Origin of the sequence: Pseudomonas sp. 43mfcvi1.1 (genome assembly GCF_900115935.1) — a bacterium.
Lineage (GTDB): Bacteria > Pseudomonadota > Gammaproteobacteria > Pseudomonadales > Pseudomonadaceae > Aquipseudomonas > Aquipseudomonas bijieensis.
This window is the reverse complement of the sequence record NZ_UETT01000001.1, coordinates 117042-137279: the sequence shown is the minus strand read 5'-3', so window position 1 is coordinate 137279 and position 20238 is coordinate 117042. Positions and strand designations below refer to the sequence as shown.

At 61.2% G+C, this 20238-nt stretch carries 16 protein-coding genes; 6 read left to right on the top strand and 10 right to left on the bottom strand.

Going from position 1 to position 20238, the window contains the following annotated elements; translation table 11 throughout:
- Positions 1-65 precede the first annotated feature (65 nt).
- Both gyrA and mtnA read right to left on the bottom strand, forming a co-directional pair.
- Positions 66-2729, bottom strand: a complete 2664-nt coding sequence (gene gyrA, locus DTP52_RS00610) for a DNA gyrase subunit A (RefSeq protein WP_109751396.1) — start codon at positions 2727-2729, stop codon at positions 66-68.
- 446 nt (positions 2730-3175) lie between these two features.
- Complete coding sequence (gene mtnA / locus DTP52_RS00605; RefSeq protein ID WP_109751395.1) at positions 3176-4252, bottom strand: S-methyl-5-thioribose-1-phosphate isomerase; 1077 nt, start codon at positions 4250-4252, stop codon at positions 3176-3178.
- A 106-nt stretch (positions 4253-4358) separates the two neighbouring features.
- On the opposite strand from mtnA, the gene DTP52_RS00600 reads away from it, so the two are divergent.
- The 5 genes from DTP52_RS00600 to DTP52_RS00580 all read left to right on the top strand — a co-directional run bounded on the left by DTP52_RS00600 (position 4359) and on the right by DTP52_RS00580 (position 9348).
- The gene (locus DTP52_RS00600; RefSeq protein WP_109751394.1) at positions 4359-5690 is read left to right on the top strand and encodes a TRZ/ATZ family hydrolase; all 1332 of its coding nucleotides are present in this window, start codon (positions 4359-4361) and stop codon (positions 5688-5690) included.
- A gap of 61 nt (positions 5691-5751) precedes the next feature.
- On the top strand, positions 5752-6450 hold the full coding sequence (gene ubiG, locus DTP52_RS00595) for a bifunctional 2-polyprenyl-6-hydroxyphenol methylase/3-demethylubiquinol 3-O-methyltransferase UbiG (protein WP_109751393.1): 699 nt from the start codon (positions 5752-5754) through the stop codon (positions 6448-6450).
- A gap of 4 nt (positions 6451-6454) precedes the next feature.
- A complete protein-coding gene (gene mupP / locus DTP52_RS00590) occupies positions 6455-7126 on the top strand; it encodes an N-acetylmuramic acid 6-phosphate phosphatase MupP (RefSeq protein WP_109751392.1) in 672 nt (223 codons plus the stop codon).
- A gap of 191 nt (positions 7127-7317) precedes the next feature.
- Positions 7318-8058 (top strand): YciK family oxidoreductase, encoded by a 741-nt coding sequence (locus tag DTP52_RS00585; protein ID WP_109751391.1) that lies wholly within the window; start codon positions 7318-7320, stop codon positions 8056-8058.
- A 363-nt stretch (positions 8059-8421) separates the two neighbouring features.
- Complete coding sequence (locus tag DTP52_RS00580) at positions 8422-9348, top strand: GGDEF domain-containing protein (protein ID WP_109751390.1); 927 nt, start codon at positions 8422-8424, stop codon at positions 9346-9348.
- A 124-nt stretch (positions 9349-9472) separates the two neighbouring features.
- On the opposite strand, the gene DTP52_RS00575 is transcribed toward DTP52_RS00580, so the two are convergent.
- From DTP52_RS00575 to DTP52_RS00545, 7 genes are all read right to left on the bottom strand, one after another.
- Positions 9473-10243 carry an iron-containing redox enzyme family protein gene (locus DTP52_RS00575; RefSeq protein WP_269154684.1) on the bottom strand — a complete coding sequence of 257 codons (771 nt, stop codon included), beginning with the start codon at positions 10241-10243 and terminating at the stop codon, positions 9473-9475.
- 77 nt (positions 10244-10320) lie between these two features.
- Positions 10321-12780, bottom strand: a complete 2460-nt coding sequence (locus tag DTP52_RS00570) for an EAL domain-containing protein (RefSeq protein ID WP_109751388.1) — start codon at positions 12778-12780, stop codon at positions 10321-10323.
- Positions 12781-12969: 189 nt separating this feature from the next.
- Positions 12970-14796, bottom strand: a complete 1827-nt coding sequence (locus DTP52_RS00565; protein ID WP_109751387.1) for an ABC transporter ATP-binding protein — start codon at positions 14794-14796, stop codon at positions 12970-12972.
- Complete coding sequence (locus tag DTP52_RS00560) at positions 14789-15391, bottom strand: DsbA family protein (protein ID WP_178082452.1); 603 nt, start codon at positions 15389-15391, stop codon at positions 14789-14791. The genes DTP52_RS00565 and DTP52_RS00560 overlap by 8 nt, the downstream gene beginning before the upstream one ends.
- Positions 15392-15427: 36 nt before the next feature.
- Positions 15428-16369, bottom strand: coding sequence for a rhodanese-related sulfurtransferase (locus DTP52_RS00555; RefSeq protein ID WP_109751385.1), 942 nt, complete (start codon positions 16367-16369; stop codon positions 15428-15430).
- Between the two features lie 260 nt (positions 16370-16629).
- Positions 16630-16929 (bottom strand): BolA family transcriptional regulator, encoded by a 300-nt coding sequence (locus DTP52_RS00550; protein ID WP_014337210.1) that lies wholly within the window; start codon positions 16927-16929, stop codon positions 16630-16632.
- Positions 16930-16941: 12 nt separating this feature from the next.
- On the bottom strand, positions 16942-17463 hold the full coding sequence (locus tag DTP52_RS00545) for a DUF2059 domain-containing protein (RefSeq protein WP_042732949.1): 522 nt from the start codon (positions 17461-17463) through the stop codon (positions 16942-16944).
- Positions 17464-17665: 202 nt separating this feature from the next.
- On the opposite strand from DTP52_RS00545, the gene DTP52_RS00540 reads away from it, so the two are divergent.
- Positions 17666-19060, top strand: a complete 1395-nt coding sequence (locus DTP52_RS00540) for a class II fumarate hydratase (RefSeq protein WP_109751384.1) — start codon at positions 17666-17668, stop codon at positions 19058-19060.
- A gap of 127 nt (positions 19061-19187) precedes the next feature.
- Here DTP52_RS00540 and DTP52_RS00535 read toward each other — a convergent pair whose 3' ends face one another.
- Positions 19188-20150, bottom strand: a complete 963-nt coding sequence (locus DTP52_RS00535) for a DMT family transporter (RefSeq protein WP_109751832.1) — start codon at positions 20148-20150, stop codon at positions 19188-19190.
- Positions 20151-20238 lie beyond the last annotated feature (88 nt).

Below are 20238 nucleotides of genomic sequence, written 5' to 3'. Positions count from 1 at the left end.
ATACGAAATTTCAAACAGAACAAACAACAAGGGGGCGAATCTTCATCCGCCCCCTGCGTGTCCGCTTAGTCCTGCGGTTCTTCTTCGTCTGCGGCAGCGTCGAGCGATTGGTCGCCGGTCACATCGTCGACATCGGCGCCCAGGGCACCGTCGAACACCGCGCCATCCTCGCCTTCCAGCTCCTCGCCCTCGACTTCCGACGGTTCCTGGACCCGCTCAAGCCCTACCAGCGTTTCGTCGCTGGCCAGCTTGATCAGCGTCACACCCTGGGTGTTACGGCCCAGGCTCGACACTTCAGCGACTCGCGTACGCACCAAGGTGCCCTGGTCGGAGATCAACATGATCTCCTCGCCATCGAGCACCTGGACGGCGCCGACCAGGCGGCCGTTACGCTCGTTGCTGACCATGGCGATCACGCCCTGGCCGCCACGCTTGTACTCAGGGAATTCGCTGATGGCCGTGCGCTTGCCATAACCACGCGCCGAAGCGGTGAGGATCTGGCTGCCTTCTTCAGGGATCAGCATGGAAATCAGTTTCTGGCCTTCCGGCAGGCGCATGCCGCGTACACCGCGGGCGGTACGGCCCATGGCACGAACATCGGACTCCTTGAAGCGAGTCACCTTGCCACCGTCGGAGAACAGCATCACTTCACGCTCGCCATCGGTGATGGCAGCGGAAATCAGCACGTCGCCTTCGTCCAGCTCCAGTGCGATCAGGCCGACACTGCGCTGGCGGCTGAAGGATTCCAGCGGGGTCTTCTTCACGGTGCCGTTGGCGGTAGCCATGAAGATGTAGTGACCCTCGGTGTACTCCTCCACCGGCAACATGGTGGTGATGTATTCACCATCGTCCAGCGGCAGCAGGTTGACCAGCGGACGGCCGCGGGCGGCACGGGACGCTTCCGGGATTTCGTAGGTCTTGAGCCAGTACACCTTGCCCTTGCTGGAGAACAGCAGCAGCGTGGTGTGACTGTTGGCGACCAGCAGGTGAGCGATGTAGTCCTCGTCCTTGACGCCTGTCGCCGACTTGCCTTTGCCACCGCGACGCTGAGCCTGGTAGGCAGCCAGCGGCTGGGTCTTGGCGTAGCCGCCATGGGAAATGGTCACCACGCGCTCTTCTTCCGGGATCATGTCACCCAGGGTCAGGTCCAGGCGCGCATCGAGGATCTCGGTGCGGCGCACGTCGCCGTATTCGGCGCGGATCACTTCCAGCTCTTCGCGGATCACTTCCATCAGGCGCGTGGCGCTATTGAGGATGCGGATCAGCTCGCCGATCTGGTTGAGGATTTCCTGGTATTCGGCCAGCAGCTTCTCATGCTCCAGGCCGGTCAGGCGGTGCAGGCGCAGTTCAAGGATGGCTTGCGCCTGTTCCGGGGACAGGAAGTACTTGCCATCGCGCAGGCCGTATTGCGGATCGAGGTTCTCCGGGCGGCACGAATCGGCGCCGGCGCGCTCGACCATTGCCACCACCGCGGAGGACTCCCAAGGAGTGCTGACCAGCGCTTCCTTGGCTTCCGACGGCGTTGGCGAAGCCTTGATCAAGGCGATCACCGGGTCGATGTTCGACAGGGCAACGGCCTGGCCTTCGAGAATGTGACCACGCTCGCGAGCCTTGCGCAGTTCGAACACCGTGCGACGGGTGACCACTTCGCGGCGGTGACGCACGAAGGCTTCCAGCAGGTCCTTGAGGTTCAGGATCCGCGGACGGCCGTCGATCAGCGCGACGATGTTGATACCGAACACGCTTTGCAGCTGGGTCTGGGCGTAGAGGTTGTTGAGGATCACCTCAGGCACTTCGCCACGACGCAACTCGATCACGACGCGCATGCCGTCCTTGTCGGATTCGTCACGCAGCTCGGTGATGCCTTCGAGCTTCTTCTCTTTCACCAGCTCGGCGATCTTCTCGATCAGGCGGGCCTTGTTCAACTGGTACGGCAGCTCGGTGATGACGATCTGCTGGCGACCGCCAACCTTGTCGATGTCTTCGACGGTCGAACGGGCACGCATGTAAATGCGGCCACGACCGGTGCGGTAGGCCTCGATGATGCCGGCACGACCATTGATGATCGCGGCGGTCGGGAAGTCCGGGCCCGGGATGTACTGCATCAGCTCATCGACGGTCAGCTCGGGATTGTCGATGAGGGCCAGGCAACCGTCGATGACTTCACCGAGGTTGTGCGGCGGGATGTTGGTCGCCATGCCCACGGCGATACCGCTGGAGCCGTTGACCAGCAGGTTCGGGATACGGGTCGGCATGACCGCCGGGATCATTTCGGTGCCGTCGTAGTTCGGCACCCAGTCCACGGTTTCCTTGTGCAGGTCGGCCAGCAGTTCGTGGGCCAGCTTGGTCATGCGCACTTCGGTGTATCGCATGGCCGCGGCGTTGTCGCCGTCCACGGAACCGAAGTTGCCCTGGCCGTCTACCAGCAGGTAGCGCAAGGAGAATGGCTGCGCCATACGAACGATGGTGTCGTACACGGCAGTGTCGCCGTGGGGGTGATACTTACCGATCACGTCGCCGACGACACGGGCGGATTTCTTGTACGGCTTGTTGAAGTCGTTGCCCAGTTCGCTCATCGCGAACAGCACGCGCCGGTGCACGGGCTTCAAGCCATCGCGCGCATCCGGCAGCGCCCGCCCGACGATTACGCTCATTGCGTAGTCGAGGTAGGACTGTTTCAGCTCGTCTTCGATATTGACCGGGAGGATTTCTTTGGCCAGTTCGCCCATGAGAAGCCTGATTCCTTTTTCTGGTGAAACCTCGTCACATCCAGATGGGACGAACGAAGCTCGCCGCTGCAGAACAAGTGCCGTGCAGCGGCTTACGACAAATCAACGAGTTATGCCATGGATCTGCGCAGTAAAGGCCACCTCGCGAGGCAGCCCTGGAAACCGCCGGATGTTATCACAAGAGCCGCCACGCACCTATCCCCCAGATGCGCATGGTGCGTAGTTAGTTGACCGGTGACAGGCTGATATGGGACCAGAGGGGCTCAGAAGCGCTGTGGATGAAGAATTGAAGGGCAAATGCAAGGCATTTGTTGACTTTCTGGACTCTATCGCGAGCAGGCTCGCCCCCACAGGGAGTTTTGGAGCACCCAGGATTCAGGACACAACACCGATCCAATGTGGGAGCGAGCCTGCTCGCGATAGCGCTATGCCCGACGACAAGCGGCTCAGTGCAACCGCTTGCGGCACATCAGCTGCGCCAGCTTCGCGGAATCCGGGCGCTCGATGATGCCCTTTTCCGTGACGATGACATCAATCAGGTCCGCCGGGGTGACATCGAATACCGGATTGAAGGCATCCACATCCGCGCCGAGCCACTTGCCACCGATTTCCAACAGTTCGCGCCCGTCACACTCCTCGATCGGGATGTCATCCCCGCTGGCCAGGCTCATGTCGATGGTCGAGCTCGGCGCCACCACCATGAAGCGTACGCCATGGTGCATGGCGCAGACCGCCAGTTGATAAGTGCCGATCTTGTTCGCTACGTCACCATTGGCGGCGATGCAATCGGCACCGACGATCACCCAGGTCACACCCTTGGTCTTCATGATGTGGGCAGCAGCGGAATCGGCGTTGAGGGTCACCGGGATGCCCTCACGAGCCATCTCCCATGCCGTCAGGCGCGAGCCCTGCAGCCATGGACGGGTTTCGTCGGCATAGACCCGCTCGACCATGCCTTCGATATACGCACCACGGATGACCCCCAAGGCCGTGCCGAAGCCGCCGGTCGCCAGGGCGCCGGTGTTGGAATGGGTCAGGATGGCCTGGGCATTGCCCTGGTGCTTGCGGATCAGGTCGACACCGAGCTGGGCCATGGTCAGGTTGGCTTCACGGTCACTCTCGTGGATCGCGATGGCTTCGGCCTCAAGCACAGCCAGCGGCTCGGCGTGTTCTTTCAAGCGCCCCAGCCGATCGCGCATCCGGTCCAGCGCCCAGAAGAGGTTCGCCGCCGTCGGCCGGGCCTCGGCCAGCAAGACAAAATCAGCCTCCAGAGCCGCTTGCCAGTCATCCCCCTCAGCCATCCTGGTCCGCGCTGCCAGCACGACGCCATAGGCCGCACTGATGCCGATGACCGGCGCGCCGCGCACCACCCTCGAGCCAATGGCCTCGGCCACATCGGCGGCACGGGTGCAAGCGATCCAGTTTTCCTCGAACGGCAAGCTACGCTGATCCAGCAGGTACAGGACGCCATCGCGCCAATCGATGGCTTTCACCTTCTCCGCAGCCAATAGTCGATCGCGCATCCTTCACCCCGCACTCATGAACAAAAGCCGCCGATTATAGCGATCCCTCCGCGAAGACGCTCGGGTATACTTCGCCATCCTTTATACCCCATGGAACCGTTCCACGATGCCCAAGCCTGCCGTTGCGCTCGACTTATTATTGCTGCCGACCTGGTTGGTGCCTGTCGAACCCGCCGGTGTGGTGCTCAAGGACCATGGCCTGGGCATTCGCGACGGTTGCATCGTGTTCATCGGCCCCCGAGCCGAAGCCCTGAAGTGCGACGCCGCACAGGTCCGCGAGCTGCCCGGCATGCTGCTCAGCCCCGGCCTGATCAATGCCCACGGCCACGCGGCCATGACCCTGTTTCGCGGCCTGGCCGATGACTTGCCCTTGATGACCTGGCTCGAACAGCACATCTGGCCGGCTGAAGCCAAATGGGTCGATGAAGATTTCGTCCGCGATGGCACCGACCTGGCAATCGCCGAGCAGATCAAGGGCGGCATCACTTGCTTCTCCGACATGTATTTCTACCCCAAGGTCGCCAGCGAGTGCGTCCACGACAGTGGCATTCGTGCGCAAATCGCCATTCCGATCCTCGACTTTCCGATCCCCGGTGCCGCCAGTGCCGACGAAGCCATTCGTCAGGGCATCGAATTGTTTGGCGACCTCAAGCACCATCCGCGAATCAAAGTCGCATTCGGCCCGCACGCGCCCTACACGGTGGGCGACGAGAACCTGGAGAAAATCCGCGTGATCGCCGAGGAGCTGGACGCGGCCATTCATATGCATGTCCACGAAACCGCCTTCGAAGTACAGCAGGCTGTGGATAACACCGCTGAGCGGCCGATGGCGCGCCTGGGACGACTGGGTCTGCTGGGGCCACGCTTCCAGGCCGTGCACATGACTCAGATCAGCGACGAAGACCAGGCCTTGCTGGTAGAAAGCAATTGCAGCGTGATTCATTGCCCCGAATCGAACCTGAAGCTGGCCAGCGGCTTCTGCCCGGTGGAGCGCCTGTGGCAGGCCGGCGTCAATGTCGCCCTCGGTACCGACGGCGCGGCGAGCAACAACGACCTGGATCTGCTCGGCGAAACCCGCACCGCCGCCCTACTGGCCAAGGCCGTCGCCGGCTCGGCCACCGCCCTGGATGCCCATCGGGCACTGCGCATGGCCACGCTCAATGGCGCCCGGGCGCTGGGCATCGAGGCGACAGTCGGCTCGCTGGAAGTGGGCAAGGCCGCCGACCTGGTGGCCTTCGATCTGTCGGGACTGGCCCAGCAGCCGATCTACGACCCGGTGTCGCAGTTGATCTATGCCACCGGTCGCGATTGCGTCAAACACCTGTGGGTGGGCGGCAAGCCGTTACTGGAGGATGGCCGGCTGACTCGCATGGACGAATCCAGCCTGATCGCCACGGCCCAGGCCTGGGGTCGCCGCATCAGCGGTCACAACGAATAACCACGCCCCTTGAGCCGCGGCTCGGGGCACCTGATTTTCCAAGCTTTTCGAGGATCTGCACATGAGCAACGTCGACCACGCCGAAATCGCCAAATTCGAAGCCCTGGCCCATCGCTGGTGGGACCGTGAAAGCGAATTCAAACCGCTGCATGACATCAACCCGCTGCGGGTCAACTGGATTGACGAACGGGTCAACCTGGCCGGCAAGAAGGTCCTCGACGTCGGTTGCGGCGGCGGCATCCTCAGCGAGGCCATGGCCCAGCGCGGGGCGACGGTAATGGGCATCGACATGGGCGAAGCGCCGCTGGCGGTTGCGCAACTGCACCAGCTGGAATCCGGCGTCAACGTGGAATACCGGCAGATCACCGCCGAAGCCCTGGCCGAAGAAATGCCCGGTCAATTCGACGTGGTCACCTGCCTGGAAATGCTCGAACACGTGCCAGACCCGTCCTCGGTCATCCGCGCTTGCTTTAGCATGGTCAAGCCCGGCGGCCAGGTGTTCTTCTCCACGATCAACCGCAACCCGAAAGCCTACTTGTTCGCCATCATCGGCGCCGAATACATCATGAAGCTGCTGCCACGCGGCACCCACGACTTCAAGAAATTCATCCGCCCTTCCGAGCTGGGCGCCTGGAGCCGCATGGCCGGGCTGACCGTCAAGGACATCATTGGCCTGACCTACAACCCGCTGACCAAGCACTACAAGCTGGCCGCCGATGTTGACGTCAACTACATGGTCCAGACCCTGCGCGAGGAGTAAGTCGATGCGTCTCAAAGCGGTTCTTTTCGACATGGACGGCACGCTGCTCGACACCGCGCCGGATTTCATCGCCATCTGCCAGGCCATGCGCGCCGACCGTGGCTTGCCACCGATGAACACGCAGCACATTCGCGACGAGATTTCCGGCGGCGCCCGGGCGATGGTCGCGGTGACCTTTTCCATGGACCCGGAATCACCGGGGTTCGAGGACCTGCGCCAGGAATTCCTCGACCGCTACCTCAAGGGTTGCGCGGTCCACAGCCACCTGTTCGACGGCATGGCCCAGGTGCTGGCCGATATCGAAGCGGCCAACCTGATCTGGGGCGTGGTCACCAACAAACCGGTGCGTTTCGCCGAACCGATCATGCAGCAACTGGGCCTGGCCGAGCGTTCGAAAGTGCTGATCTGCCCTGACCACGTGAAAAACAGCAAGCCGGACCCGGAACCGCTGACCCTGGCGTGCAAGCTGCTCGACCTGGACCCGGCCAGCGTGTTGTTCGTGGGCGATGACCTGCGGGACATCGAGTCCGGCCGCAGCGCCGGCACCAAGACCTGCGCGGTGACCTACGGCTACATCCACCCGGACGACAACCCCCGGCACTGGGGCGCGGATGTGGTGATCGATCACCCGTTGGCGCTGCGCGAGGTGCTGGATAACGCGTTGTGCAGTTGCTGATCTGACTGTTCTTGTGGTGACGGGATTTTTGTGGGAGCAAGGCTTGCCCGCGATGAAGGCGATGCGGTCTTTCAGAAATCGCGACGCCTGTTCGCGAGCAAGCCCTGCTCCCACAGCCTACTCCCACATAGCGGGGAAAATCCCCTCGCCACACAGCGTCTGCCAACAGATTGACTTGTTGAGGTTTTTTTATGTTTGATTATTCCGCCCGCCCCGACCTGCTCAATGGCCGGGTGATTCTGGTCACCGGCGCCGGTCGCGGGATCGGTGCCGCTGCGGCGAAAGCCTACGCCGCCCACGGTGCCACTGTGCTGTTGCTGGGCAAGACCGAAGCCAACCTGACCCAGGTCTACGATGAGATCGAGGCGGCCGGTCATCCGCAGCCAGCGGTGATCCCGTTCAACCTCGAAACGGCGTTGCCTCATCAGTACGATGAACTGGCGGCGATGATCGAAACCGAGTTCGGTCATCTGGACGGCCTGCTGCACAACGCCTCGATCATCGGCCCGCGCACACCGCTGGAACAGTTGTCCGGCGAGAACTTCATGCGCGTGATGCATGTGAACGTCAACGCCATGTTCATGCTCACCAGCACCTTGCTGCCCCTGCTCAAGCTGTCCAAGGACGCCTCCGTGGTATTCACTTCCAGCAGCGTCGGGCGCAAGGGCCGGGCGTACTGGGGCGCCTATGGCGTGTCCAAGTTCGCCACCGAAGGGCTGATGCAGACCCTGGCCGACGAAGTCGATACCGTCGCCGCAGTGCGCGCCAACAGCATCAACCCCGGCGCTACCCGCACCAGCATGCGTGCCCAGGCCTATCCAGGGGAAAACCCACTCAACAATCCGACGCCTGAAGAGATCATGCCGGTCTATCTGTACCTCATGGGCCCGGACAGTACCGGTATCAACGGCCAAGCCTTCAACGCGCAATAACTGCCTTTCTCCGCGTCGCGACGATTTACCGTCGCGACGCGGGCTCCTTCAATAGCCTGCCAGGCGAAACGCCAAGTCCACGCCGCCCAAATGCTGGCGCGGCGCTCGCTCATAAGCATCAATTCATTGATTTCTCTAGATTTTTATTCTAATGAACTGAATGGCACGACTTTCGCTCTAAATATCCTCAAACACGCCATGTTCGGCGGGGAACGGACGTTGAGACGAGTCTTACGCCTGACAGGGAAAGCGGTCTAAACTCAAATCAGATGTCCTACGGGACTGAAGGATCAGTACGACACGCTACCTTAAGCGGCATCACCCAGCCCGGCAGGACAGATTTAGCTTAGGGGCTAACGCCAAATGAAAACGCCCACCCAGATCAACGCGATAGACTTCGACAGCGCCAAGTTGCAGCGCCTGGGCTTCGGCCAGCCGTCGCCACTCGTGCCACGCTCGGTCAGCCTTTCGCAATTGCGCAAGCAACTGGGCCAACAATTGCAGACCAGCCTGGAACCACAACGCATCCTGGGCCTGTTTTTCCGGGAAGTTCAGCGATTGGTGCCCCTGGATGCATTGGCCTATCAACACAAGCCCAGCGATCTGCGTCTCGAACTCGGGCAGCGGGGCCATCACACCCTCAGCTACAACCTCAGCCATGAAGGCGAACACTTGGGCGAGTTGGTATTCCGGCGCAACCAACGCTTCTCTGAGGCGGAACAGGCCGACTTGGAATCGGTGCTCTCGACATTGCTGTATCCATTGCGCAACGCGCTGCTTTATCGAGCCGCCACTCAAAGCGCGCTGCGCGATCCGCTGACCGGCACCGGTAACCGCATCGCCATGGACCAGACCCTGGTTCGTGAAATCGACATGGCCAGGCGGCATCTACAACCCTTGTCGCTGCTGATGCTCGACATCGATCATTTCAAGCGTATCAACGACAGCCATGGGCATGGCGTCGGCGACGAAGTGCTCAAGGCCGTGGCCGAGTCGATCAAGAGCCAACTGCGCAATGTGGACATGGTGTTCAGGTTCGGCGGTGAAGAATTTCTGATTCTGCTGGCCAATACCAGCCGCGACGCTGCGGCCATGGTCGGTGAACGGCTGCGTTATGCCGCCCAGGCCCAGGATTATTTCGCCGCTGGCACACGGATCGAACTGACGGTGAGCCTGGGTTGCGCGACGTTGCTACCGGGGGAGTCTTCGGAAAGCCTGCTACGCAGGGCCGACAGCGCGCTGTACGTCGCCAAGCGCGAAGGCCGCAATCGGCTGGCGATGGCAGGCTGAAAATAACTGTGGGAGCGAGCTTGCTCGCGATAGTGGTCTAGCCGTCAACCTCCCCGTCGACTGCCAGGCCTCTTCGCGAGCAGGCTCGCTCCCACATGGGTGCAGCTACCTGTAGCGGTAGAAATCAGCTCCCGGCCAGCGCCAGGCGCTCACGGGTGGAAGAAGATTTGCCCACGGACTCCGACTGCTCCAGTTGCATGCAACGCTCCAGGAACAGGTACATGTAGTCGTAGCTCTTGCACACGGCCTGTCGCAGCTCCGTTTGCAGGGCCTTGCTCGGATTCATCCCCGCCAGCGTACAGATGATTTCCAGGGCCTCCCAAGGATGGGCGTCATCGTACTGGGCATGCATCTTCAGCCATTTCATGGCCCGCTTGCGATCTTCCTCGGCGAAAGCCGCCGCATAGACGCCGGTGGAACACACCAGCGCCGACCACTCTCCCGTCGCTCCCTCAATGGCATAGTTGGTCGCGGCGATGGCCACGATCAGCGAATCCGAGGAGCTGGTGTGCCAGCACCAGTGGCTCAAGGCATGAAGCTCGGGTGGCACATGCTGGGCTTGCAGGTCTTCCAGGCTCACGCCATGGGCGGCGCTCCAGTTCACCCAGTAGTCGGCATGGTTGAGTTCGACACGAATGTTACGCATCAGCCAGCGACGCGCCATGTCCTCGCCGGGATGGCGGGCGAAGCGGGTCTTGGTGAGGTTCTGTGCCATGTATAAGGCGAACTGTTCGACGACCGGCCAACCACCAATGAGGTAGTGGCGCATGGTCTTGGCGCTGAGCTTGTTGTCGCGCATGCGCTGATACAGTTCGTGTTCGACAACCCGGCGCTTGCTCTCGCTGCAATCGGTAATGAGCTGCTGTGCCCATTTCGGATAGCTCGTGGGGTCCATGAGCGGGCCTGTTCGGTTGAATGTGTCGATCACTGTCGGGCTCCTTTTGATTGTGATTTTCCGGATCAACAAGAGGTTCAGCGGAACGTGCCGGGGGCCTTGAATAACAACGGCTGGGGCCGGGCCGGCCGACATTGCAACGTGTCGCAGGTAAACAATTGCGGGCGTTCGATCACATACCCCTGAGCGTAGTCCACCCCAATCTCCAGCAATGCCTGCTCGATCTGGGCGGTTTCAACAAACTCGGCAATCGTGCGCTTACCCATGACGTGACCGATGTGATTGATCACCTCGACCATTGCACGGTTAATCGGGTCGTCCAGCATATCCTTTACGAAACTCCCATCGATCTTCAGGAAGTCTACAGGTAAATGTTTCAGGTAAGCGAATGAAGACATTCCGGCGCAAAAGTCATCCAGCGAGAAGTAACAGCCCAAGCTCTTGAGTTCATTGATAAAGCGGATCGCACTGCCCAAATTCGAAATAGCGCTGGTTTCTGTAATTTCAAAACAAATCATTTCTGGCGGAATCGAGTAGGCCGCAAACTGTTTACGCAGGAAATCGAGAAACGCCTGATCTCCGATAGTAGTGCCTGACAGATTGATCGCACACATCGCCATGGGTCCCTGTCGCGAATCATTCAGGCATTGGCGAATGATCTTGAAGACATTTTCCACCACCCAACGGTCCAGGGACGTCATCAGGCCATAGCGTTCCGCTGCGGGAATGAAGCTGTCCGGCAGGATCATCCGCCCGGCTTCATCGTGCAGGCGCAGCAGGATTTCAATGTGCCCGCCACCATGATCGCCCGGCCCCAGCGCGGCGATTTCCTGGGCATAGAGGCAGAAGCGATTTTCCTCCAGGGCCATATGCAAGCGCTGGACCCAGGCCATCTCGCCAAAACGCAGGGACAGCTCCGAGTCGTCGGCGTGATAGACCTGGACCCGGTTACGCCCCTTTTCCTTGGCCATGTAGCAGGCCATGTCGGCAGCCCGCAGGGACGCCTCCAGGGTGGTCGGCGTCTGGGCGATATGCACCAGGCCGATGCTCACAGTGGTCACGAACGGCCGCCCCTTCCAGACAAAGTGCAGGTTCTGCACGGTCTGGCGCAGCCCTTCGGCGATCTTTTCCGCCGCTTCCGGCGAACAGTTCTCCAGCAAGATCCCGAACTCATCCCCGCCCAACCGGGCCAGGGTGTCGTTTTCCCGCAGCCCTGATTGCAGCAAGGCGCAGATATGACGCAACAATTCGTCGCCCGCGGCATGGCCGCAGGTGTCGTTGACCAGCTTGAACTGGTCCAGGTCGAGAAACATCAAGGCATGGCGCCCGACCTGGCGGGTAAGGTTGTGCAAGGCCTGCTCGAGGCGATACTCGAACTCCCGGCGGTTCGCCAGGCCAGTCAGGGCGTCATGGGTGGCCTGCCACGACAGGTTGGCGATGTATTGACGCTCCTGGGTCATGTCATGCAGCACCAGCACGGCGCCGCTGACCTTGCCCGCATGACGGATCGGCGCGCCCACCAAGGTGACCGACACGGTGCTGCCGTCCAGGCGCTGGATCAGTTTCGAATGCTCGCTGGCGCCGCTGAGCCGGCCGCTGAGGATGTGCTCGATCAGGGTCAGCCCCTCGGTCTGGGCATTGTCATCGAGCAAATTGAACAGCGCGGCCAGGGGCAGGCCCGTCGCGTGTTCGGTTTTCCAATGGGTCATCGCCTCGGCAGCGGGGTTCATATAGGCGATGGCACCCTCGACGTCGGTGGTGATGACCCCGTCGCCAATGGATTGCAGGGTGATCTGCGCCCGTTCTTTCTCCATCTGCAGCGCATTGGCGAACACTTGTCGCTGGGCCAGCAGTTTATGGGTACGCAACAACGCCAGGACGATCAACCCCAGGGCGGTGGCGAAATTGGTCACCAGCAAGAGCCGCAGGATGAAACGCGAACCCTCGCCCAATGCATCGCTGAAGGCCTTGGCGGCCGGGGTGACGGAGTCATTGATCGCAAAAATCTGGGCCTTCCAGCCCCGGATATCCAGCTCCGACGCCAGGCCTGCGCTAATGCTGCCGTGCATCTGCCGGGCGACGTTGTCCAGCTCGATCAGGTAGCCGTCGCCCACCGTCCAGAGATCGATGGCTTCTTCCAGGTAGCTGAAGTGACGAAAATTCAGATAAAGCCAGATCAGGCTGGACACATCGTCCGGATGATTGCCGCCCTTGAGGATGCCCGCCCTTGCCGCTTTCAGGTCCGGTGGTTCGCGGTCCAGCGCCACTCGCAACTCATGGCCGCCCTCAGGGACGGCGATGGCTTGCTGGTATTTGCGAAAAATTGTCTCGTCACGGCTGTCGGCGTAGAGATTGAGGTAATAGATGGCGTCTTTCTGGCCCTTGGACCAGAGGCTCTCCCCCGCCACGTAGCCGCGAACGGCGGACAGCACGTAAAGACTGACGCCGCCAAGCAATGCCTGAAATAGCACAACGGCGATAAAGGGCCAGACGATGCCCAGCAGCCGAGGTGTTCCGAGAGTCTGCTTTTGCTTCATGAGGTCCCTTGCACAGGTATTGCCGGACGAACACCCGCCAGAATTCCGCTCCTGACTCAATAGCCTAGGCTAGTTTTCAACCCTTCGAATGAATGGATGAACAGATCGACAGGCTTTGCGTGGAATTGGGAAAAATCGGCGTGTTTGCCTGCTTTTTTCCGATACTAAGCGCAGAAAAGTTGCGCAAACTCAAGGCTGCTGTATCTGTTGCAAGTGACCGTAGAGTCGGGCGTAGAGACCGCCCTCGGCAATCAACTGCAAATGGTCGCCGTCTTCGGCGATTTGCCCACCGTCGAACACCAATACCCGATCGGCCTGCTTCACCGCCGAGAGCCGGTGGGCGATGATCAGTGTGGTGCGTGCACTCAAAAAGCGCGCCAGTGCCTGGTGGAGGTTGTACTCGGTGGCAGCGTCCAGTGCCGAGGTGGCTTCGTCGAGAATCACCACCCGAGGGTTGGCCAGTACCATGCGGGCGATGGCCAGCCGTTGACGCTGCCCGCCCGACAACCGCACCCCGGAACGCCCTACTACACTCTCCAGGCCCAGGGGCAGCGCCCGTACAGTGACATCGAGCTGGGCGATTTCCAGTGCCCGCCAGCAGTCGTCGTCACTGCACTCACGCCCCATGGAGAGGTTCGCACGCACCGTGTCGTTGAACAGCGCCGGATGTTGCAACACCACTGCAACATTCTCCCGAATAGTCTCCAGGCCGATCTCCTGCTGCGTGGCGCCACCAAAACGAATGCTGCCCGATTGCGGCGTGTACAACCCCAGCAACAACTGCACCAGGGTGCTCTTGCCGCCGCCGCTGGCACCGACGATAGCGACTTTCTCGCCAGGCGAGATGGACAGGTTCAACTGGTCGAGCACCAGTTCTTCACCGTAACCGAAACTCAACCCCTGGATATCGATGCCTACGGTGTCACGCCCCTTGAACGGATCGACGACACCCGTGTACTGAGGCTCGTCGGCCCGGGCCAGCAGTTCATTGATCCGGTTCAAGGCACCGCCAGCGGCATAAAAGGCGTATTGCAGATTGAGCAACTGCTCGACCGGACCGATCATGAACCAGAGATAGCTGAATACCGCCAGCATCTGGCCGATGGACAGGTCGGAAAAAACTACGGTGAGCATGGCCGCCGCGCGAAAAATATCGATGCCGAACTGGAACAGCAAACCACTGGCGCGGTTCGAGGCGTCGGTTTTCCACTGCGAACTCACGGCGTAATCACGGACCTCCTTGGCACGCATCCCCAAGCGGCCAAGGAAATAACCCTGGCGGTTACCGGCGCGCACTTCCTGGATGGCATCCAGGGTTTCGGTCAAGGCCTGGGTGAAGCGCGAGGTGCTGTCGTTCTCCAGTTTCTTGAGATGCTTGACCCGCTTGCCCAACTGCACCGTGGCGTAGATCACCAGCGGGTTGAACAGCAGGATCAACAGCGCCAGTTCCCAGTGCATCCATACCAGGATCCCGGCCGTGCCCACCAGGGTCAGCATCGCCACCAGGAAACGGCTGAGGGTTTCACCGATGAATTTGTCGAGGGTGTCCAGGTCGGTGACCAGATGGGCTGCCACGGTACCGCTGCCCAGGCTTTCGTACTCGCCCAGGGAGATTCGCTTGAGACGCTCGATCAGCCGGATGCGAATGCGATAGACGATGTCCTTGGCCAACCTGGCGAACAGGCGCGCCTGCACCACGTTGAACAGCAATGCGCCACAGCGCAGGGCCAGGGTCACCAGCAACATCAGCCCGATATAACCGGCAGCACGCTGCCAACCCATGGGCAATGCATGGTTCATGACTTTCAAGGCGGCATCGCCATGACCCAGCAGCACTTCGTCGACCAGCAATGGCAACAGCAACGGGATCGGCACGCTGCACAGCGTCGCCAGCACAGCCACGCCGTTGGCGATCCACAGGGCTTTTTTATGCTTGAGGGCCAGGCGACGGATTTCCGTCCAGCTCAACCGGTCGATACGCGGCGAAGCCGATGTAGCTTGCGGCCGCTCAGGCACAGGCCGCGCGCTCGAGCCAGCGACCAAGCAAAGGCGACAGTTGGCTCAGGGGCTGGTAACCGTTGGTCAGCAAGGCCAACTGGCCGTCACGCTCGGCCAACAACGTGGGGAACCCGGCAATGCCCAAGTCCTGCACCCAGGTGAAATCCGCAGCGGTGGCCACATGTTGGTCGGCGCGGTCGAAAGCCGCGGCGAATTCGATGCGTGGCAGCCCGGCCTGTTCGGCCAGCTCCACCAGGACGCTGGCGTGGGTGACGTCACGGCCTTGCACATAAAAGGCCTCCTGGATCAGCCTCAACAGCTTCCAGGCCAGGTCCGGGGCCAGGCTGCGGGCCGTCACCAGTGCCCGACAGGCAGGCTCTGTGTCGTAGACGAAACCGTCCGGCAACGCACCTTCAAGCTTGAAGGGTTGGCCGGTGGCCTGGGTGACGGCCTGCCAGTGTTCAAGAATGTAGCGGCGGGTGGTCGGCTCCAGCGCCGAACCGCTGCCGGTGCGCAAGCCGCCCACCACCAGGTGCAACTCCACCCCCGCGGCATGCGCCTGCCCCACCAATGCCTCGGCCACCGGCGCAAAGCCCCAGCACCAGGAACACATCGGGTCCATCACATAGAGCAAGCGTGACGCCATGGTTCAGGCCTCGGAAGATGTCTGCTTATAGTTGTAGCCGATCGGGTGCGGCATGTTGCGAGCCTTGGCCAATTCGATCTGCTTCTGCCGGTCGATGGCGCTGCGCCGGGTTTTCTCGCTCAGCTTATCCCAGCAATGTGGGCAACTGATGCCAGGTACATAGTGCTCCGAGGCGCGGTCTTCGACGCTGACCGGAGTACGACAAGCGTGACATTGATCGTAGTCGCCTTCGCTGAGGTCGTGGCGAACGGTGACGCGGTTGTCGAACACGAAGCAGTCGCCGCGCCACTTGGTTTCTTCCTGAGGCACCTCTTCGAGGTATTTCAGGATGCCGCCCTTGAGGTGATAGACCTCGTCGAACCCCTGGCCAAGCATGTAGCTGGAGGCTTTTTCACAACGAATGCCGCCGGTGCAGAACATCGCGACTTTCTTGTGCCGGGCCGGGTCGAAGTTGGCTTTGATGTACTCGGGGAATTCGCGGAAGCTGGTGGTCTTGGGATCGACGGCGCCTTCGAAGGTGCCGATGGCCACTTCGTAATCGTTGCGGGTATCGATCAGCAGCACTTCCGGATCGCTGATCAGTGCGTTCCAGTCCTGCGGTTCGACATAGGTGCCGACCTGCTTGTTCGGATCCACGCCTTCAACGCCCAGGGTGACGATTTCTTTCTTTAGCTTGACCTTGGTGCGGTAGAACGGCTGCTCGTCGCAGTACGACTCTTTATGGTCGATGTCGATCATGCGCGGATCGTTCTTGAGCCATGCCAGCAGGCCATCGATGCCTTCACGAGTACCGGAAACCGTGCCGTTGATGCCTTCTTCGGCGATCAGCAACGTGCCTTTGATGCCGTTGTCGAGCATGGCCTTGAGCAGGGGCTCACGCAGCTCGACGTAATCTTCCAGGGTGACGAACTTATACAGTGCCGCCACGACAATGGGTTGTGCCATGGGTGTTTCTCCAGGTGGCTACCCTCGTAAAGGGTGAACCGGATGCGAAAAAAAACGCGCCGGGTGAGCGGCGCGTTGCGGATTCTAACAAAAACAATGTGGCTTTAGGAGCGAAGTGCCCTGAAGCGAAGCGCTTATCGTGGCGAGGGAGCTTGCTCCCGCTCGACGGCAAAGCCGTCGCTCAGGGGGCCGCTTCGCAGCCCAGCGGGAGCAAGCTCCCTCGCCACAAAAACTTGTTCACCCAAAAGCAGGTTGCCCGCTCAGTGCTTGCTACCACCGGCACAGGTCGGCGAAGCCGGGGCGGCGTCGATCTGCGCCCATTCTTCAGGGGTGTAGGTGTGCAGCGCCAACGCATGGAATTCGCCCATCAGTTCGCCCAGCGTGCCGTAGACCTTCTGGTGACGCTTGACGCGATTGAGCCCTTCGAACTGCTGGCTGACCACCACGGCCTTGAAGTGGGTCTGCAGGCCACGGCTGTGCATGTGGCTTTCATCCAGCACTTGCAAGTGCTCAGGCTGCAAGAGCCCGAGTGTCGATTCGATGCGTTGTTGCATGCTCATACCGGGCTCCGCTTACGGCTTTTTCTTGGCAGGGGCAGCGGCTTTTGGCTCGAGCTCGGCCGTCATGTCGGCCAGCAGCTTGTTCACCACCGGCACCGCGCTTTCCAGCTTGGCTTGGGTCAGTTGGGCCGATTGCTGGGTCAACTGCGGCATTTTTTCCAGGACTTTCTTGCCCAATGGCGATTGGTAGAAGGCTACCAGGTCCTTGAGCTCCGACTCGCTGAAGTTGCTGGTGTAGAGCTTGACCATGTCCGGCTTGAGCTTGTTCCAGCCGATGGCCTGGTCCAGCGCGGCATTGGCCTTGGCCTGGTAGGTTTCCAGGGTGGCTTTTTTCGACTCAGGGGCCTTGGTCTGTTCAAAGCGCTGGGCAAACATCTGCTGCACTTGCATGTACACCGGAGTGCCCAGTTTGTCAGCGTGCGCCAGGGTCAGGAACGCTTCGGCGCTGGCGTTGTGGCTGGCGGTATCGGCGAAAACAGGGCCGCTGGCACACACCAGAGCAACTGCGGTACAGATGGCACGAAGACGGGTCATCGAGTTTCCTTTCATTACAGGCGAGGTAAAACCCCAAGGGCGACCATTCTGCGCCTAAAAAACGCCGGGCCTCAACCCCGATGCTTGTCGGGTCCGATTGACGGGCCGAATCCGCCACGCCTAGATTGAGGGAAGATTGAGGGAACCGGTACCGCCCATCTGGGCCTAAACTGCGCATTCAGCCTTTAAGGAGTTTGACCCGATGAGCCGTATCGAAACCGACAGCCTGGGCCAGGTTGAAGTCCCGGACGACGCCTACTGGGGCGCCCAGACACAGCGTTCCATGATTAATTTCGCCATTGGCAACGAACGCATGCCGCTGTCGGTGCTGCACGCCTTGGCACTGATCAAGAAAGCCGCCGCGCGGGTCAATGACCGCAACGGCGACCTGCCCGCCGACATAGCCCGCCTGATCGAACAGGCCGCCGACGAAGTGCTGGCCGGCCAGCATGACGACCAGTTCCCGCTGGTGGTCTGGCAGACCGGCAGCGGCACCCAGAGCAACATGAACGTCAACGAGGTAATCGCCGGGCGTGCCAACGAACTGGCCGGCAACCCCCGCGGCGGCAAGAGCCCGGTGCACCCCAACGACCACGTCAACCGCTCCCAGAGTTCCAACGACTGCTTCCCCACCGCGATGCACATTGCCGCCGCACAGGCCGTCCACCAGCAATTGCTCCCGGCCATCAGCGAGCTGTCCGGTGGTCTGGCGGAACTGGCGGCGCGCCATATGAAGCTGGTCAAGACCGGCCGTACCCACATGATGGATGCCACGCCGATCACCTTTGGCCAGGAACTGTCGGCGTTCATTGCCCAACTCGATTACGCCGAACGGGCGATCCGCGCGGCGTTGCCGGCGGTCTGCGAATTGGCCCAGGGCGGCACGGCGGTCGGCACCGGGCTCAACTCACCCCATGGTTTCGGTGAAGCGATCGCCGCTGAACTGGCGGCGCTGTCAGGCCTGCCATTTGTCACCGCACCGAACAAGTTTGCCGCGCTGGCCGGCCATGAACCCCTGACGTCCCTGTCCGGCGCACTGAAAACCCTCGCCGTGACCCTGATGAAAATCGCCAACGACCTGCGCCTGCTGGGCTCAGGACCACGGGCCGGGTTCGCCGAAGTGAAGTTGCCGGCCAACGAACCGGGCAGTTCGATCATGCCCGGCAAGGTCAACCCGACCCAGTGCGAAGCCTTGTCGATGCTGGCCTGCCAGGTCATGGGCAACGACGTGACTATCGGCTTTGCCGCCAGCCAGGGTCATTTACAGTTGAACGTGTTCAAACCGGTGATCATCCACAACCTGCTGCAATCGATTCGCCTGCTGGCCGATGGTTGCAGCAACTTCCAGCAGCATTGCATCGCCGGACTGGAGCCGGACGCCGAGCAGATGGCCGCGCACCTGGAGCGTGGTTTGATGCTGGTGACCGCGCTGAACCCGCACATCGGCTACGACAAGTCAGCGGAAATCGCCAAGAAAGCCTACGGCGAAGGGCTGACCCTGCGTGAGGCCGCGTTGCAGCTCGGGTACCTGACCGATGAAGAGTTCGATGCCTGGGTGAGGCCGGAGAATATGCTGGAGGCGGGTAGCCAGGGCTAACGCCGGACCCCATGTGGGAGCGAGCCTGCTCGCGATAGCGACGTATGAGTCGACTCTTCATCGACTGTCAGGCCGCATCGCGAGCAGGCTCGCTCCCACAGTGGATTCATGTCGGACATGCGACCGTCTATCGCTCTACAGCAAGCCGCTCGCGTCGGGCCCTGAGCCCGGCCATCAGCGACGGCCCCAGCGCCACTAGCGCCGACCCCAGCACCACCAGCACCGCCCCGCCATAGCCCAATAGATTGATCTGCTCGGCATGGACATAGTCGGGCCACCACCAGGCCGCCATCGCCACTGCGGCAAAGGTCACCAACGGCGTGATCGCCAGGGTCGCACTGACCCGTGACGCTTCCCAATGAGCCAGGGCTTCGGCAAACGCGCCATAGGCAATCAGGGTGTTGAGGCAGCAGGCGAGCAACAACCAGCCTTGCAACGGGCTCAATTGCAGCGCCTCCAACGGATGTACCCAGGGGGTGAGCAGCAACGCGCAGAACAGGTAGATCACCATCATCACCTGCAACGAGTTCCACACCGTCAACAGTTGCTTCTGGCCCAAGGCATAGAACGTCCAGACCGTCGACGCCAGCAACACCATCAGGACCCCGGCGGTGTAGTCGCTCAGGGACGTCAGCAACTCGCCCAGGCGCTGGTTGAAAAACAACGTGAAGCCAATCAACAGCACCAGCAGGCCGATGCCCTGCCCCACGCTGAAACGCTCCTTGAACACGAACAGACTGGCGACCAGCAACATGATCGGCCCCATCTGCACCACCAGTTGTGCGGTGCCAGGGCTCAAGCGGTTCAGGCCCATCAGGTACAACACGTAGTTGCCCACCAGCCCGAGCACCGCCATCGCCACCAGCCAGCCACCGCGAGGGCCCAGGACCTTGCGACTGGGCAGACGCCGGGTGGCCGCCAAATAGATGAACAACAACCCGCCGGACACCAGCAAGCGAAACCAGGTCACGGTGACCGGGTCCATCACTTGCAACACTTGCTTGAGCTTGATCGGCAGGATGCCCCACAGCAAGGCGGTCAACAGGGCGAGGAACAGACCATAGACCCAGCGACCGGACGATATGTGCATGCAACCCTCGAAGCTCAAGACATGAACGGCCATTCTAGGCGTCTATCGCTGCACGACACAGGGACAGTTAGGCGTCGGGCGCTCATGG